Origin of the sequence: Dendrosporobacter quercicolus (assembly GCF_900104455.1) — a bacterium.
GTDB classification, from domain to species: Bacteria; Bacillota; Negativicutes; order DSM-1736; family Dendrosporobacteraceae; genus Dendrosporobacter; species Dendrosporobacter quercicolus.
Genome location: NZ_FNHB01000001.1, coordinates 1,151,826 through 1,166,673 on the forward strand (window position 1 = coordinate 1,151,826; position 14,848 = coordinate 1,166,673).

Consider the following 14,848-nt stretch of genomic DNA (forward strand, 5'->3'; position numbering starts at 1 on the left):
GGCAGGGGTTACATATTACCTGACTTCATTTGCTCTTTTATCCAGGGAATGACTTCATCAAGCATGACGTTCAAATCCGACTTAGCCTCAAATCCGAGCAAGTTTTTCGCCTTTTCTACGGCCGGTATCCGTTTTTGCACATCATACACAAAAGGGGTATCCGTTACGTAGCGGAATGGCTTGTCCCCCTTCACCTTGTTCCAAATAGCTTCCGCCAGCTCCAATACAGTTGTTGAAACCGGTGTTGACAGATTGAAGTCTTCGTTAACTGCTTGTTCGTTTTCAATGCACAGCGCAATGCCCTCGGCCAAATCACCGCCATAGGTGTAATGGCGTATTTGATTACCGGCTCCCAAAATATGCAGCGGATCCTGCCCCTTGAGAATCTTTTGCACCAGGTCGGGTACGACATGGCTCATAGCCAGTTTTACATTGCCAGAAAGAATTTCCTTTTTATTTTTAGCCCGTCGTTCACCGGTTCCCACGCAATTAAAGGGACGTATGATTGTATAGGGAAGTTGGTATTGTTCCCATGCCCCCTTGGCAAAATACTCGCACGCCAGCTTTTGAAATCCATAGGTTGACAGCGGCGGCGGGCAGCATAATTGTTCTCCTTCCGGGCTGGGGTAAACAGCAGTAGATTCGTAAACCATCGAAGAAGATAAAACATTAATCTTTTGTAATTTTTTGTGTTGACGGGCCCAGATAGCGGCATCAAAGGTAGCGGCCGTAATGCGCTCATTTTCTGCGAGCAGATCATAAGCATATTCGTGAAAATACGTGATCCCGCCAATCATCGCCGCAATCGCCACAACCTGATCACAGCCGGCGATTAGTTCTTTCAGCAACTTGCTATCCTTAACATCGCCTTGCACAAAATGATAATGCGGATGATGATCATAGGATTTTTCCACCGGACCATATTTACTATAGTTATCAATTCCTACAACGGAATGACCGCGTTGCAACAATTCTTCTACCAGATAGCCGGCGATAAAGCCGGCTGAGCCTGTAACCAGGATGTTCACTAGATTAGACCTCCTCTTCCCAATACATTCCAGATATCAACAGTCACTTTATTTAGCGGGATGTCCAATCCTTGATATTGTTTGTGCGGTGCTGCAATGATCACAATATCGGCCTGGGCAATCACTTCCGCCTGAGGCAGCAAGGAATCATCCGTCACGTAAGGATCGGCACTCACAACGCTGCCGGCATGAACTTGCAGGATTTTACGCAATTTGTACGACAAAGATTCACGGATATCATCGGAGTTTCCTTTAAAGGCCATGCCCAGAATACCTACTGTCATTTTTTTCAGCAGATATTTGACTTTTAGCTTTTGCACGATATAATTCGGCAGCCCCTCGTTGACCAGCATAGCTGAATGCCCCAGATAAAAGTTGCCATTATTAAAAGCAGCCAGCTGCATCGCATCTTTAAACAAGCAAGGCCCGGCGGCAAAACCGGCTGTCGGTAAATCTTGGGCGCGGTCATACCGGTGTGTCACGGCATGATAAACATTATAAAAGTCCAGGTTATAATCATTGGCAATCATATAAAATTGATTGGCAACAGCAAATTTAATATACCGCCAGACATTCGTAAACAGCTTGGCCAATTCGGCTTCAGTCGGCTGCACTTCCACCAGTTCAGCCGTCAGGAGGCCAAATAAATCCCGGCATTCCTGCAAGCCTGCCGGCGTAAAGGATGAAATAATCTGCGGCAGGGAGTATAGCTCCGTCATGGCCTTCCCTTCTAAGATCCGTTCCGGACAGAAGCAGACATTCATGGTTAAACCCGCTTCCCGCAGCCAGTCATTGACCCGTTCACTGATCCCCGGGTAGACGGTGCTGCGCAAAATCAAGGTTTGGCCATTGCGAAAATACGGCATGCACTGGTTCACCGAATCGACCATCACCTGGAATTTCGGGTTTAGATGCTCATCCACCGGCGTACCAATGATCATAATTACGATCTTACTATCGGAAATGACCGCCGGCGAATCAGATAGCTGCAGCGTGCCGTCAGCAAGTACCTTTTGCAGCAAGCCAGCGGCGCCTTCTTCATAAAAAGGCATAGTTCCTTGTCTTACGATATTTACTGACTCTGTGCTGATATCATAGACGATTACTTTTTTGCCGCGATCAGCCAGCGTAATGGATAAAGGCAAGCCGACGTGCCCGCAGCCGCCAATCACACATATATCATACATAAACATAGCTCCACCTCATTTCATCTGTTGCAATTATCTATTCTTCTGCAAAATACTTATTGGTAAAATAATTCCCCGGCGTTGGCAGCCAGACCGGCAGCTGATAGTAGGTATTTTTGATCGGCCGCAAAACCAGTTCGCGGTAAACATCGTACCTGAAAGCGCTGCCTTGGATTAAGTATAAGCTTGTATTCTCTAACTTGATTTCTGTAACCGAAACGGTTTGAAAATACGGTAGGTATTTATTCATATCAGGCGGCGCGGTACGAACGATTGCTATATTTTGTTGGTCAAAGTGCCGAAAATCAGTGTACATATCATCATGACGGGCGTGAAAAGAGCCCGGCCCAAAAATACTTACGTATTGGCCTGTATAGTAATACAGCACTGCTGACTTAGAATAGCTTTCGGTAGTCAAAATATAGTCTTTGGTATAAGGTGTAAGAAGGTCCGCCACGGCCCGGGGCTTCCAATAGAATAACGCCTGCTGATAAAGCTTGCTTTGCGTCAATTTCGCAGGCGGATTCATTACAATGTACGCGATTAAGGAATTTACGGTAAACGTACAAATGGCAACCAGCAGAACTACCTTGCGGAAAGTTGCTGCATGAAAGTGAAAGATGGTCAGGATGAACGCAAAGGGCAGAAAAGCCAGCGGCCAATGCATGCCAATTGATTTGGTGAAAGACAAGAGGGCCAGAATGCCCAGCGGCACGTAACATAAAACCAAATAGTAGCGCCGCAGCGACTCAGCCGCAGCAACATGCCGCACTGCTTTCCCTGGACGGAATAAGCAGTACATCGTAAAAGGTGTCAGCAAAAACAGAAGCTGCCCCAGATACACAAAAAAATTCCCCGGTGTAAAGGAACCCATTTCGTGATTACGGTTAAATACATTAAACATAATATTGGACCAGGCATGCGTGTAGTTGTAGTATACATTCAGCAGCACAAAGGGTATGGTACAGGCAGCTACCAGCGCAAGCGCGGCCAAGCCCCGGCGATTACGCTGATAAAGCAGCACATAGACGCCATAGGCGATAATTAGTAAGACGGAAAAATATTTAGATAAAAAAGCGCCACCGAGGAAAACCCCGGCTAAGATTAAACTTATCCGCTGATTCAGGTGCAGACCTTGATAGAAGCAGACCGCCGACAGCGAGACGAACAAAAAAAGCGGCGTATCGGTGGTAACTAAAATATTCAACATATTAAGCGGTGACACTAAAAATAAGATTACTGCCCAACGAGCGCGGTTTATGTCGAGAACCTTTAGCAGATTATACATAACAGCGCCAACAATATACGGGAAAATAAGGGCCGGGAGCCGGAGAGCATACTCACTGGCGCTAAATTTCATAATGAGTGCAAGCAACCAGCCAATCATGGGCGGATGATCATAATAACCAATATCCGGAAATGTTGCCCATGTGTAAAATAATGCCTCATCCCCAGTAAACGGGATGATATACGCGAGCAATGACTTTATTAGCAATGTCGCCATTCCTGTTATCCATAAAAGCTTGTCAGTAGGCAATCGTTTCATCCTTCCTGAGAAATATTAGATCCATAGTTTGCGGCATCAGCACATCTGAAGCAGTCCGGGTTGTCCAACAAACAGAATTTTCAGCTTGCAGAAAACATGATTATAGTGTACTCTTAGATTCATCATTGGTCTAATACTATAATTATTATAGATTATATAGTTTCAACTCTATATCATTGTTCAAGGAGGGCAAAATGGAATTAAGACAGCTTCAATACATGTTGAAGGTTGCCGAAGAAGGCAGTTTCTCTAAAGCGGCCCAGAAATTATATATATCGCAGCCATCTTTAAGTCAATGTATTCAAAGGATCGAACAGCGGTTTGGACTTCAATTGTTTGACCGGGCAACTACCCCCTTAAGTCTTACCTATGCCGGCGAAGTTTTTGTTGCAAATGCGAGGCGTATGCTAAACCTGAATCATCAATTCCAGTCGCAAATGCAAGAAATTATTGACTTCAAAAGAGGCCGCCTTACAATAGGAGTTACCAACATCCGGGGCAGCATTTTATTTCCTAATATTCTCCCATCGTTTTGTAGAAGATTCCCTGGCATTGAAGTGATCCACAAGGATGGAACCTTGGCTGAACTAGAGGATTTTGCAATAAGAGGGGAAACAGACCTTTCATTAATTAACTTACCGCTGAACAAGCCACACTTTATTAGCGAGCCGCTCTTCACAGAGAGTGTTGTGCTTATCGCCCCCCGCAGTCACCCTTTGAACAAGCTCGCTGTCACCCGGCCGCCTTGGCCGCAAATCCATTTGGCCGATTTGCGGGAAGAGCCTTTCCTTTTGCTGCAGAAAGGACGAAAACTGAGAGAACTTGCTGATCAATCTTTTATTAATGCAGGGTTTAACCCGCGAATTGTATTTGAAAGTGACAATCATGAAACGATACTATCACTAGTAAAGGCTGGCCTGGGTATTACTTTCGGTTTGGATGTTTCAGCACAATTTAGCATAACTGATCAGGTAGCTTTCTTTACGTTAGACGAGCCCCTGCCATCGCAAACATTCGCAGCAGTTTATTGCAAAGAACGGCATCTGTCACGAGCAGCGCTTGAATTTATAGCTTTGACAAAAGACATATTATCGGCAAAAAAACAACCTTAATATTCATGTCATAAAATTAACTGATTACCAATACCCGAGATCATCCCTGGTGAAGAAAACAGCAACGCTTAGTTCGGCAACACAGCAAAAGTGACAGGCACATATACCAATGTCTACATCAGGATGTTCCCATCTGATATGTTTATAGCCGACAGGCATTGCTATGGAAATTGTTTTAACATCAGGTGAACGGCGAAACGCCAGTGCTGGCTGTTGGCGGCTGAAGGCTCTCCTCGCTTATACCCTCCTCTAAAAATGTGCCGACAGGCTTGCGCGTGTGTAATGATTCCATGACATTCGCAGATTGTGCTAACTACCTTGCAAAGCTTTCCATATTCGAAAAAAATTTCGATTTTTCAAGTTCTGAAATCCGCTCCTCTGAATACTTGTTCTTTTCTTCCCCACTCTCTGTCCGCCTGTATCCCAGTGGTGTGATACAAACCCCAGCGCACACAGCAGGCAAGAAAACGCAAACCGCTTTGTTGCGGCTTCCTTGCAATGATATAATAAAATACGGAAATAATAAGACCGGCAAAAAACCCGGTGTGGGAGGTGGACCGGCTGCATGCTCTTTCAGACCTGTTTTATCCCGTTATTGCAAGGCCCAAACATACACTGCAATATGTGGAAATTCCTCCAAACAAATTGTTAAGGCCCTATATCCGCTGTTTCTGGGGGTCGGTTTTCCCTCCGTCACCCTCTGGTGAAGCAGAAAATCGAAAACCGTCCACTCTCGTCATTCCGGATGCCTGCATGGACATTGTCGTTACCGTCAATCACAGTTCAGGGAGAATAAGCGCCGCTTTTTGCGGTATCAACGACGCCCCTTTTTTTGCTTCTGCTGATAACCAGGCGACCCTGACGTCAACCTTTGGCATCCGCTTTTACTGCTGGGCTGTCGCACTGTTTGCCGACACCAGCATGAAGGAAGCATTAAACGCATTTGGCGATGTTGAGCAGTATTTCCGTGATTTTAGCGAAAAACTGGCTGCTGCCTTGCTGGAAAGCCCAACCATAACCGGTCGGATCGCGGCGGCGGAAAACTATTTGCTGCACCGTCTTCAGGGCTCGCGTCCTGTAAAGCCCAATGTCTTGAATGCGCTGCATCTCATTATAAAATCCAGGGGCTTGATTTCCGTGCCGGACTTGTGCGCCAGTCTGGCGGTCAGCCAAAGACAGTTGGAACGCCTGTTTGCCGAAGTTACAGGGGCTTCGCCCAAAAAGACTGCCGACATCGTCCGGTTTCAAATGATCTGGCAGGACATGATCTGCGGCCGCAGTTGCAATTTTAGCGACCTAGCCTATCGCTACCAGTTTTCCGACCAAGCGCATTTTATCAACAGTTTCAAGAAGTTTGCGGGCCAGCCGCCGTTGGCAGCCTTGCAGTATGCCCGGAGTTAGCTTGTCGTTTTTTTACAATACAACAGACGGTTGTTGCGGTAAAGTGAACAAAAAGAATAAAGGAGGCCCCTCTGTGAAGTTTGAAGCGACTGAACAAAAACCGGCGTGTTTTCGGGAGGGATGGCCCGGACAGTACGAAGTATTTCATTGGTTTGAATTTGTATGCGGCATTCCCCATCCGCTGTTTATGATTTCGACCTGTAAAGAAAATGGACAGCCCAACGCCTGCCTGCATTCCTGGAGTTCCTTTGTCAGCGACGGCGGCGGCTTTTACGCGGTCATGCCGGGACTGCTCTGCCGGACGCATACGTATCAAAACATTTTGCGGACCAAAGAGTTCTGTGTAAATTTCCTTTGTTATGATTACTTCAAACAATGCCAAAGAACCATTGTCAATAATAATTATGAAACCGACGAATTCGCAGCCGGCGGTTTCACGCCCGAACCGGCCAAAACCGTTAGCGTTCCCCGGATAAAAGAAAGCTTTTTGAGCCTGGAATGCCACCTGGTCATGGAAAAAGATTTATCGCAGCAAGGAACGTCCGCGCTGGTCATCGGCATGGTCCAGGCCATTGCCCTGGACGCGCGGCATGGCACGGATGTTTATGCGCGTTATGGGCGGGATGGCTTTATGTTCAATATTCATCAACCCCAGAATCCGTCGAATGGCCAAGGGAACTTGTCGGGAGTGGGAGTGATTGAGGTGATAAAGAAATATGAATAGCGGTATAAACAGTTGACAGTCCGGCTTGCCACGTGAACTATTTGGAAAGCCGCGTGTTAGGAGAAATGATATGGCTGAAAATCCTAAACCTCATTTGCGCACAAGCCAATACCAGTGTGAAGGAGCTAATCTTCTTAGACTGAATTTAGTTTTCGCCAAGTGAAAATGATTACCAAATATTTAGCTATATATTCTGGATTGAGGTAAATATCACTAGGTGCTGCATTAAGTGCCCAAATCAAATGAGTTGCTCCTGGATTTAAAAGCCGGTAAATTTCTGAAACATATTTTTCTTCACTTTCTTCATCTAAGCAATGAAAACAACCGATATCAAATGAAACATCAAACTTTTCGGTAAATATTGCCAGATTAGTTACATCTCCTATAATAAAGGTTGGCTTACGCTCACATTTGGCTATTCGTGCTTAGCCTTTTCAATGGCAACGGATGAAAAATCTACACCAGTCGCTTGTACTCCTTGTTTTGCCATAAATGACGAAAATCGCCCAAGTCCACAGCCTAGTTCTAAAAAGGTTTTTGGCTTATTGGTTTCTGCAAGTTCTTTTAGCTCTTGAGGAATGCGGACATCTCCCCAAACAGTTATCGGTGCCTGATAACTGTTGTCGAAATCCTCACTGGTAGATGGTCGAAATAGGCGATAACAGCTGCTTTACCCATCCCTTTAGAGTCTATAGGGATGATTCGTGGATAGAAGGTATGACGGTGGCAATAATATAAACTATTAGCAAAGCGAAACGCTTAGTATTTTTTGCAATACAAAATCGAAATCCGAAAAGAAGGTATTGAATTATGGGCAATTATCAAAAAATCACCCCTAAGGCACCCGCGAACATTTCAGCGCGGCGTGCATACCTGATTGGGGGAGGCATCGCCAGTTTATCGGCAGCGGCTTTTTTGCTTCGGGACGCTCATATGCCCGGAAAAAACATTCACATTCTGGAACTGCTGGCTGCTGCGGGAGGGTCTATGGACGGATTCGGTACGGCCGAAACCGGTTATACCGCTCGTGGCGGCCGTGAAATAGAAGAGCATTTTGAATGTTTTATGGAACTGTTCAGTTTTATTCCGTCACTCAACAACCCAACCCGGAGCGTACTAGATGAATTCCGCGAACTGAATCTAGAAGAACCCATTGAATCCCACTGCCGGCTCGTGCACAATCAGGGGCAAAAGGCTGATTTTTCCAGTCTTGAACTTTCCCGCGGCAACGCAATGGAGCTGGCCAAGTTGCACTTGCTGACAGAGGAGAAGCTCGGGGCCACGACAATCGAACAGTATTTCAGCCCCAACTTTTTTGAAACCAATTTCTGGTTTTTCTGGGCCTCCATGTTTGCCTTTGAAAGATGGCACAGCGTGGTCGAAGTAAAACGGTATATGGAACGATTTATGCATTTAATCGGTGGAATGAATCGGCTAATAGGCATTTTGCACACCGAATACAACCAGTACGATTCACTGATTCTGCCTCTGATCAAATGGCTGAAAAAAAATGGTGTGAACTTCAAGTACGAGTTTGCTGTTACAGAAATTGATTTTAATGTTTCGGGCCATGAAAAAACGGCAACAGCCATTCATTATACCCAAAACAGCAAAGCTGGGACCATTCAGGTAAAGGAAGATGATCTCGTGCTGTTTACAAACGGCTCAATGACCCAAAATACGGAAAGAGGCGACCTCGACCAGCCCGCTGCTTTGAACTGTTCACAGATCAAGGGCTGTTTCTCGGTATGGGAGAAGATTGCCAAGAAGTCTCCCGACTTCGGACGTCCGGAAGTGTTTTGTACCGATATTGATAAAACCAAATGGCTGTCATTCACGATCACGCTCAAGGACGACAACATCGTGTTCCCTTACCTCTTGAACCTTACAGGAGATAAACCGGGTATGGGTGGACTTGTTACCATTAAGGACTCCAATTGGTTTATGAGCTGGGTTGTTCCCAAGCATCCCCATTTTATTAATCAACCGGACAACGTCAAGGTTCTCTGGGCTTATGCCCTGAATATGGATATGGAAGGAAATCACATCCGTAAATCCATTTCCCAGTGCACTGGACGGGAAATGTTTGAAGAATTGCTTTATCACATGGGGTTAAAAGATAGAATATCCGAAATTTTGTCCCACACGGTCAACGTTATTCCAAGTATGATGCCCTATATTACCGCGCAGTTCATGCCCCGCGTTGCCGGCGACCGGCCAGAGGTCATACCGGGGGGCAGTAAAAATTTTGGCTTTATTGGCCAGTTTTCTGAAATTCCGCACGACTGTGTCTTTACGGTAGAATATTCTGTGCGCAGTGCCATGATGGCGGTGTATGGCCTTATGGGGCTCGGCAAAGTCGTAGATCCGGTATATCCAAGCCAATATGACATACGCGTTCTGTCCAATGCGGCCAAGACTTGCCTGAACCTTGACAAGGTTTCGCTGCAGGACATTTCTCTGGGAAAGCTGCTGCAAAATACCGAGCTTGCGGCACTTCTTATGTCTTAAAAGACCCTGTTATCGGTACGACAAAAATAAAGTTCATTTTACCTGTACTTCTGGAGCTTCTTTTGCGAAGGCTTCAAAGGATTTAGCAACAAATATCTTTTAGACTTAAAACAGTCTCTTAATAGAAGCAACTGAAGCGCAAATTGTAGTTTTACGTAAAGGTTCGACTCTTAAGCGCATTGTAACTCCTGGGTAATTTTGTTAAAATAAAAACACTTCACAAGGTAACTGAATCCAACTGGATTCAGTGTTCTAATGTGACGGGATTGCCAGCCAAATTGACCTAAAGTTGGCACAATAGCTCTGCCTTTTCCGCTGCTCTGTAAGCATGTGTGATTCCGCTATTAGGAGGACTTATGAATAAAATAACCAAGCTCGCTAATATTGTAAAAACCCAGTACGGTATAGCTTGCATATCAGTGGAAGAACGTCCCGGCGGATGGTCGGCAATGGCCTATTGTATATCAGATGGTGTTGACCGATATTTTCTCAAAGTCTATGACAAGCACAGAGCCTCCACTCAAAAGCTGACAGCTATGATCGATGTATATATTCCGATACTATTGAGTTTAAATGAAAATGAACGGCTATCCGGAAAGCTGCCGTTTCCGTTATTTACAACAACAAAGCAGTCCAATTCGAGGATGAGGATGGTATATACTTACTATATCGATATATTGACGGTGAAACAGTCGGAAATAAGGTACTTACAGATCATCAGGCTGAACAGCTTGCCGAGATCATTGCAGTACTTCACAGCTTTAACCTTAACAGCTTTCCAGTGAATACAGCTAGCCTCATCGAAGTGCTCTCAATTTTGGGAACCAAAGAAATGATAGCGGCAAAATCAAAAGGAAAGTCTACCGGCTTTCCTTTTGATTTTGCCGCTATTCTTCTTGAAATTCGATTTTTGGGGGCGCTTAACATACTGAAGTGTTCTCTTTTCGCACAGTCTGACGTCCCTTCTGTCCACTCTTTTCTCCAGATTACCATTTAACGTTAGCATCCATTTCCGCAATCACCTTTTTATCGCTTGTCAGAAGTGCAACAAATTGCCGAGCAGCCGTCGATAATGGGACATCACGCAAGATCACCAGACCGATTGACCGTTTGGGAATTGGTTCCCTAATCTTAACTTCGTACAGTTCCTCGCTTTGCAGTTCCTCTCTGATAAAATTCTTTACCACACAGGAAATCCCTAATCCGGTTTTAGCAAAATGAACCAGCAAATCAATTGTTCCTAATTCAAACTCAGGCTGCAATTCTAAGCCATTAGCATTCCAATACTTGTCCAGAAAAGCCCGTGAATTGCTCCCTTTTTCCAACACCATGACTGGATATTTCGTTAACTCCTGTAAATTAATTTCACCTAAGCTCAATTTCTTGAATTTGCGGCCGGCGACAAAGCAATCCTGGATCTCTTGGGTTTCTGCAATTTTGACAGCCTCGTCCGGATCAATCGGTAAATTAATGATACCCAGATCGATTTTACCAGACTTGAGCAAGTCAAGGATTTCAAACGTGGTCTGATTGGTCACATGGATTTGTATCTGCGGATAGCGTTCGTTAAACCTGCCAAGGTAAGGCAGCAAGTAATATTTACTTAGTGTATCTCCGGCGCCAATGCGGATTTGTCCAGTCAATAAGTGCAGCGTTTCCTGGAATTTATGTTCGGCAGTCTGTATCAAATGATACCCCTGCTCGATATACCGAAAAAATATTTCTCCTTCGGCGGTCAGTAAAACGCCTTTGGAAGTCCGGAAAAATAATTGCCCGCCAAGCTTTTGCTCCAGTAGTTTAATTGACTGGCTAACTGCAGGCTGGGAGGTAAACAATTCTTTTGCAGCCTTAGAAATGCTTCCTGTTTTTACTGTCACGTAAAAAATCCGGTAAAGCTCCAGATTAATGTTCATATAATCACACCTTATATCTATCTATATTAAATATCAATTTTTCATATAGCATTGGAGTCATTATAATAAAAGTACAGCTAACTTACAATGACAATTTAGCTATCAAAAATGAGGTGTGAACAATGAACTCTATTTATTATTTACTACCATTCATCGCAGGAGCAGCATTAGGTGCCCAAGTAGCCATTAATGGAAAACTATTGTCAGGCCTTGCCAGTCCGCTGTTGACATCAACCGTTAGTTTTGCCATAGGTACAATCGGCCTGTCTATGGCTTACTTGATTGCCGTAAAATTGGGAATGCAAAATGTGCCCTCTATCCATCAGATTCTGCAAACAACCTGGTGGATGTGGACCGGGGGCTTATTGGGTGCATTCTATATTTTCACGACCATTATTGCTTCTCCCAAAATTGGCTTTGCTAATTTATTCAGTCTCGTAGTAGCAGGACAAATTATCTTTGCACTTATCGTTGATCATTTCGGTATTCTCGGGACGGTGCATACTGTAAATGCGGCCAGAATACTGGGCGTAGCTTTTTTAATTCTGGGTGTATACACAATACAGACACACTAAACTTCAGATTCTTACATTCCTAATTAACAGGCTCCTTTGGGTAGAATGCGAGGTATCAAATATTTCTAAATTTATCCCTTTAACAAGAAAACACCAGGCCCGAAAGCCTGATGTTTTCTAACCACGTTCAGGGAACAATGCTACCTTCTTTTTATTATCGATCCAATTCATTCTCTCACTTGTAAAGGCAAATGCGCAATCTTTCGGACTAAACTAAAAGTCAAGAAGGCACACTAATATTAACATCCACATTTTTGTCATCTTTTCAATCTTTGTCTAAGGAAATACATACCATATTTGCCCACATCCCTCAAGCCCAGCTTCAGCCTGGCTTCACGGGCTGTGTTTTTTTCAGCCAAATGCAACCACTCCACAATCGCTTCGGTTAGTTCATCTTGTTTCGTTTGTTCTTTCGCTTCATAGTAGAACGTTTTTTCTGCCCAACTCAGTGTAGCCGATCCAAAAGGGCTAATCGTCCCCCGGGCAGTCTGTAGCTTTAGTTATAGCATACTCTACCTGTGCAAAAATATCATTCTTTTTAAAGCCAGTTGTAGTTCGGATTGCGGCAGTTATATCTGCTAAAAACCTGCTAGCAAACTCTAATTCACCTTGAGTATATGCACTAAAAATTTTTTTAAAAACTTCTTCCGCCTCCTTGTGCAAGGTTTCATGAAGTTCAAAAACTGTTCTCCCCAGCGGCTTTAAGCGGTAGTAGATTTCTTTTTGGTTATCTGTCAGACGATACGCCTCAATCAGATTCTTCTTTATCAGTCTAGTTGCTATCTTGGAAATACCGCCTTTAGTTATATTTAGTTTTTTGGCAATAGCCGTTGTATTGAACATTTCGTTGCGTTCAATACAATCAATCACATGACATTCCATCAAAGAAATACTTACATTACGCAGCTCATCATGTCCCTGCTCCAGTAGGATATTTCCCAAAGCGTGCTTCTCATATTCTTCCAGATCATTAAGCTGATATATTAAGACTCCAAGCTCACTAATTAAATTCTGAATTTTTCTCTCTTTGTTTTGCATACGATCAACCCAACTTCTCCATATGTCATTCTTATTTAGAAACATTTTTATTATACAGCATGTAATTATACAAAGCCAACATAAATTGTTTCCATGTTAATAAAATTATTGTTGACACAGAAACCATATCGCCGTATAATAAAATTGTTTCCACGTCAACTAATGATATTGCAAGGAGCGATGCATAATGAAAATTGATCTGTCAGTTACCGTTACCGAAGAAATTCTAAAATTAATGTCGAGGATGACTGCTGCCGGTGAAATACCTCCTGTTGTACAGTTCGGACATATCGGCACCCACTTCGACGTTATGAACAAAGAATTCCCACTGGAGAATACCGAAAGAAGAGGGATACTATTTGATGTCAGCCACGTGAAAGAAAGAGAAATTGAAGCAGACGATATTAATATGGACGAAATCGCTGAACACGATTTTATTATGTTTTATACCGGGTGCTTAAAAGAAAACAAGTTTGGAACTCCTGAATATATCCAAACCCGTCTCGAATTATCCGATGCGCTAATAACCGATCTTCTAAATAAAAAAGTAAGCATGATTGGTATTGACTTTCCTGGTATTCGTAAACCTGCCGAGCATCCCCGGGCTGACCAGTATTGTGCCGACCACGGAGTCTTTGTTATTGAAAATCTGGCAAACCTGGAAATATTGCATGCAGCGGCTAAAGGTCAGTCGTTTTTAGTGCATACTTATCCGGTCAATTACGAAGGACTAACAGGGCTCCCCTGCCGGGTTGTTGCCGAAATTTAATACTCGGTCATTTAATTTATAGACCATGCTTATCCTTTACAATCTTCTATTTCTATCAAAAAACCCGTGAATTTCGTAGGTTGCCAAAGTAGCTTCGACTTGTGATAGCCATTCCAAGCCCTACAGTTTCTTTGCTGCTACGGCTATCCAGTCACTACCTGCCTTATACTCTGCGCCATCCAGGGCACTCCAAACGTATTCCATTTCAAAACCATTACTGTTCAGAACCTGAGAAATCGTTGACAAGGAGTAGTCGTGAAACCAAAGCCGGTATGTTTTAATTTCCCCATCTTCAGCTATAACGGTGTATTGATTCAGCCACGCATCATGTTCGGGATAATCAAATCCCTGCTCTAGTACTACATGCCTATTGGGCCGCCAAAAACCGCCATCAGAAAAATGCCAATTGTTTGTAGCCCCTTCACGCATTCTTAAATTGCGGGTAGACACATCAAAAATAAATCGTCCCTCATCCTTCAATGCTCTGTGAATAATCCCGAGCAAACGATTCCGCGCCTCGTCGGAAAAGGTACATAATTCCCCATATATTTGCAGCACACAATCAAACACCCCATCATAGTCAATATCCAAAAAGCCCCTGCAAATATAATCAATACTTAACCCTAGCTCCTCAGCTTTTTTCTGCGCATAATTGATTGATCTTTGCGATATATCAATACCCGTTACGTTTATGCCATGCATGCAAAGTCTACTGCTGTACAAGCCTGGGCCGCAACCCAAATCAATCACTTTATCATCTTGCTTTATAACCGAAGTACTTACAAGGTGATTTATTGTTTTTTCGATAGACCCCGCCCTTCTGCTTGCTCCGTCAGTATTTGGGTTCAAATGAGCATCAAGCATACTCTTTGATATATGCGGGTCATTCCAGAATAACTGCTCGCCCGGTTCAAACAGTTGTGGTTTTCTTCCCGCATCAGCAAGACATTCAAAAATTTTTTGAAGTAACTTTTCGTTTTTCTTCATCGTCGCTCCTTCCCACTCTTAACTAAAAGATACCGACAATAGTTTGTTTTCTCAGCA

Annotated in this window: 15 protein-coding genes; 7 read left to right on the forward strand and 8 right to left on the reverse strand. The window is 43.9% G+C overall.

What is annotated here, in order from left to right; translation table 11 throughout:
* Positions 1–8: 8 nt before the first annotated feature.
* From BLR06_RS05255 to BLR06_RS05265, 3 genes are read right to left on the reverse strand one after another with little or no spacing between them, the layout of a single operon-like run.
* Complete coding sequence (locus BLR06_RS05255) at positions 9–1,028, reverse strand: NAD-dependent epimerase/dehydratase family protein (RefSeq protein WP_092069213.1); 1,020 nt, start codon at positions 1,026–1,028, stop codon at positions 9–11.
* Positions 1,028–2,215, reverse strand: a complete 1,188-nt coding sequence (locus BLR06_RS05260; protein WP_092069214.1) for a nucleotide sugar dehydrogenase — start codon at positions 2,213–2,215, stop codon at positions 1,028–1,030. The genes BLR06_RS05255 and BLR06_RS05260 overlap by 1 nt, the downstream gene beginning before the upstream one ends.
* 37 nt (positions 2,216–2,252) lie before the next feature.
* Positions 2,253–3,761: an ArnT family glycosyltransferase gene (locus tag BLR06_RS05265; RefSeq protein WP_340148014.1), complete on the reverse strand. Its 1,509-nt coding sequence runs from the start codon at positions 3,759–3,761 to the stop codon at positions 2,253–2,255.
* Between the two features lie 194 nt (positions 3,762–3,955).
* Between BLR06_RS05265 and BLR06_RS05270 the strand changes: the two genes are divergently transcribed.
* The 3 genes from BLR06_RS05270 (at position 3,956) to BLR06_RS05280 (ending at position 6,998) form a co-directional block, all read left to right on the forward strand.
* Positions 3,956–4,873, forward strand: a complete 918-nt coding sequence (locus tag BLR06_RS05270) for a LysR family transcriptional regulator (protein WP_092069216.1) — start codon at positions 3,956–3,958, stop codon at positions 4,871–4,873.
* Positions 4,874–5,497: 624 nt separating this feature from the next.
* Entirely contained in the window at positions 5,498–6,274 is a 777-nt protein-coding gene (locus BLR06_RS05275) for a helix-turn-helix domain-containing protein (protein ID WP_340148016.1), read from the forward strand.
* Between the two features lie 73 nt (positions 6,275–6,347).
* Complete coding sequence (locus tag BLR06_RS05280) at positions 6,348–6,998, forward strand: flavin reductase family protein (RefSeq protein WP_173812622.1); 651 nt, start codon at positions 6,348–6,350, stop codon at positions 6,996–6,998.
* Between the two features lie 134 nt (positions 6,999–7,132).
* Here BLR06_RS05280 and BLR06_RS20320 read toward each other — a convergent pair whose 3' ends face one another.
* Together BLR06_RS20320 and BLR06_RS20325 are read right to left on the reverse strand one after the other, a co-directional pair.
* A complete protein-coding gene (locus tag BLR06_RS20320) occupies positions 7,133–7,417 on the reverse strand; it encodes a methyltransferase domain-containing protein (RefSeq protein ID WP_217636850.1) in 285 nt (94 codons plus the stop codon).
* Positions 7,414–7,602, reverse strand: coding sequence for a class I SAM-dependent methyltransferase (locus tag BLR06_RS20325; protein ID WP_217636851.1), 189 nt, complete (start codon positions 7,600–7,602; stop codon positions 7,414–7,416). Before BLR06_RS20325 ends, BLR06_RS20320 begins: the two co-directional genes overlap by 4 nt.
* A 206-nt stretch (positions 7,603–7,808) precedes the next feature.
* On the opposite strand from BLR06_RS20325, the gene BLR06_RS05290 reads away from it, so the two are divergent.
* Together BLR06_RS05290 and BLR06_RS05295 are read left to right on the forward strand one after the other, a co-directional pair.
* Positions 7,809–9,509 carry an oleate hydratase gene (locus tag BLR06_RS05290; protein ID WP_092069219.1) on the forward strand — a complete coding sequence of 567 codons (1,701 nt, stop codon included), beginning with the start codon at positions 7,809–7,811 and terminating at the stop codon, positions 9,507–9,509.
* A gap of 356 nt (positions 9,510–9,865) precedes the next feature.
* Positions 9,866–10,294: a hypothetical protein gene (locus BLR06_RS05295; protein WP_092069222.1), complete on the forward strand. Its 429-nt coding sequence runs from the start codon at positions 9,866–9,868 to the stop codon at positions 10,292–10,294.
* 201 nt (positions 10,295–10,495) lie between these two features.
* On the opposite strand, the gene BLR06_RS05305 is transcribed toward BLR06_RS05295, so the two are convergent.
* Positions 10,496–11,422, reverse strand: coding sequence for a LysR family transcriptional regulator (locus tag BLR06_RS05305; protein ID WP_092069228.1), 927 nt, complete (start codon positions 11,420–11,422; stop codon positions 10,496–10,498).
* Positions 11,423–11,544: 122 nt separating this feature from the next.
* Here BLR06_RS05305 and BLR06_RS05310 point away from each other — a divergent pair, with 122 nt between their 5' ends.
* Positions 11,545–11,997, forward strand: coding sequence for a DMT family transporter (locus BLR06_RS05310; RefSeq protein WP_092069231.1), 453 nt, complete (start codon positions 11,545–11,547; stop codon positions 11,995–11,997).
* 468 nt (positions 11,998–12,465) lie between these two features.
* Here the strand turns inward: BLR06_RS05310 and BLR06_RS05315 are convergent, their stop codons facing one another.
* On the reverse strand, positions 12,466–13,035 hold the full coding sequence (locus tag BLR06_RS05315; RefSeq protein ID WP_173812625.1) for a MarR family transcriptional regulator: 570 nt from the start codon (positions 13,033–13,035) through the stop codon (positions 12,466–12,468).
* A 187-nt stretch (positions 13,036–13,222) separates the two neighbouring features.
* Here BLR06_RS05315 and BLR06_RS05320 point away from each other — a divergent pair, with 187 nt between their 5' ends.
* Positions 13,223–13,804 (forward strand): cyclase family protein, encoded by a 582-nt coding sequence (locus BLR06_RS05320; RefSeq protein WP_092069237.1) that lies wholly within the window; start codon positions 13,223–13,225, stop codon positions 13,802–13,804.
* Positions 13,805–13,924: 120 nt separating this feature from the next.
* Here BLR06_RS05320 and BLR06_RS05325 read toward each other — a convergent pair whose 3' ends face one another.
* Positions 13,925–14,791, reverse strand: coding sequence for a class I SAM-dependent methyltransferase (locus tag BLR06_RS05325; RefSeq protein WP_092069240.1), 867 nt, complete (start codon positions 14,789–14,791; stop codon positions 13,925–13,927).
* Positions 14,792–14,848: the final 57 nt, after the last annotated feature.

Bases quoted from the DNA above. Each gene is read 5' to 3' on its own strand.
- BLR06_RS05260 (WP_092069214.1), bottom strand. From the start codon at position 2,215: ATGTATGATATATGTGTGATTGGCGGCTGCGGGCACGTCGGCTTGCCT.
- BLR06_RS05265 (WP_340148014.1), bottom strand. From the start codon at position 3,761: ATGAAACGATTGCCTACTGACAAGCTTTTATGGATAACAGGAATGGCG.
- BLR06_RS05270 (WP_092069216.1), top strand. From the start codon at position 3,956: ATGGAATTAAGACAGCTTCAATACATGTTGAAGGTTGCCGAAGAAGGC.
- BLR06_RS05290 (WP_092069219.1), top strand. From the start codon at position 7,809: ATGGGCAATTATCAAAAAATCACCCCTAAGGCACCCGCGAACATTTCA.
- BLR06_RS05295 (WP_092069222.1), top strand. From the start codon at position 9,866: ATGAATAAAATAACCAAGCTCGCTAATATTGTAAAAACCCAGTACGGT.
- BLR06_RS05305 (WP_092069228.1), bottom strand. From the start codon at position 11,422: ATGAACATTAATCTGGAGCTTTACCGGATTTTTTACGTGACAGTAAAA.
- BLR06_RS05310 (WP_092069231.1), top strand. From the start codon at position 11,545: ATGAACTCTATTTATTATTTACTACCATTCATCGCAGGAGCAGCATTA.
- BLR06_RS05315 (WP_173812625.1), bottom strand. From the start codon at position 13,035: ATGCAAAACAAAGAGAGAAAAATTCAGAATTTAATTAGTGAGCTTGGA.
- BLR06_RS05320 (WP_092069237.1), top strand. From the start codon at position 13,223: ATGAAAATTGATCTGTCAGTTACCGTTACCGAAGAAATTCTAAAATTA.
- BLR06_RS05325 (WP_092069240.1), bottom strand. From the start codon at position 14,791: ATGAAGAAAAACGAAAAGTTACTTCAAAAAATTTTTGAATGTCTTGCT.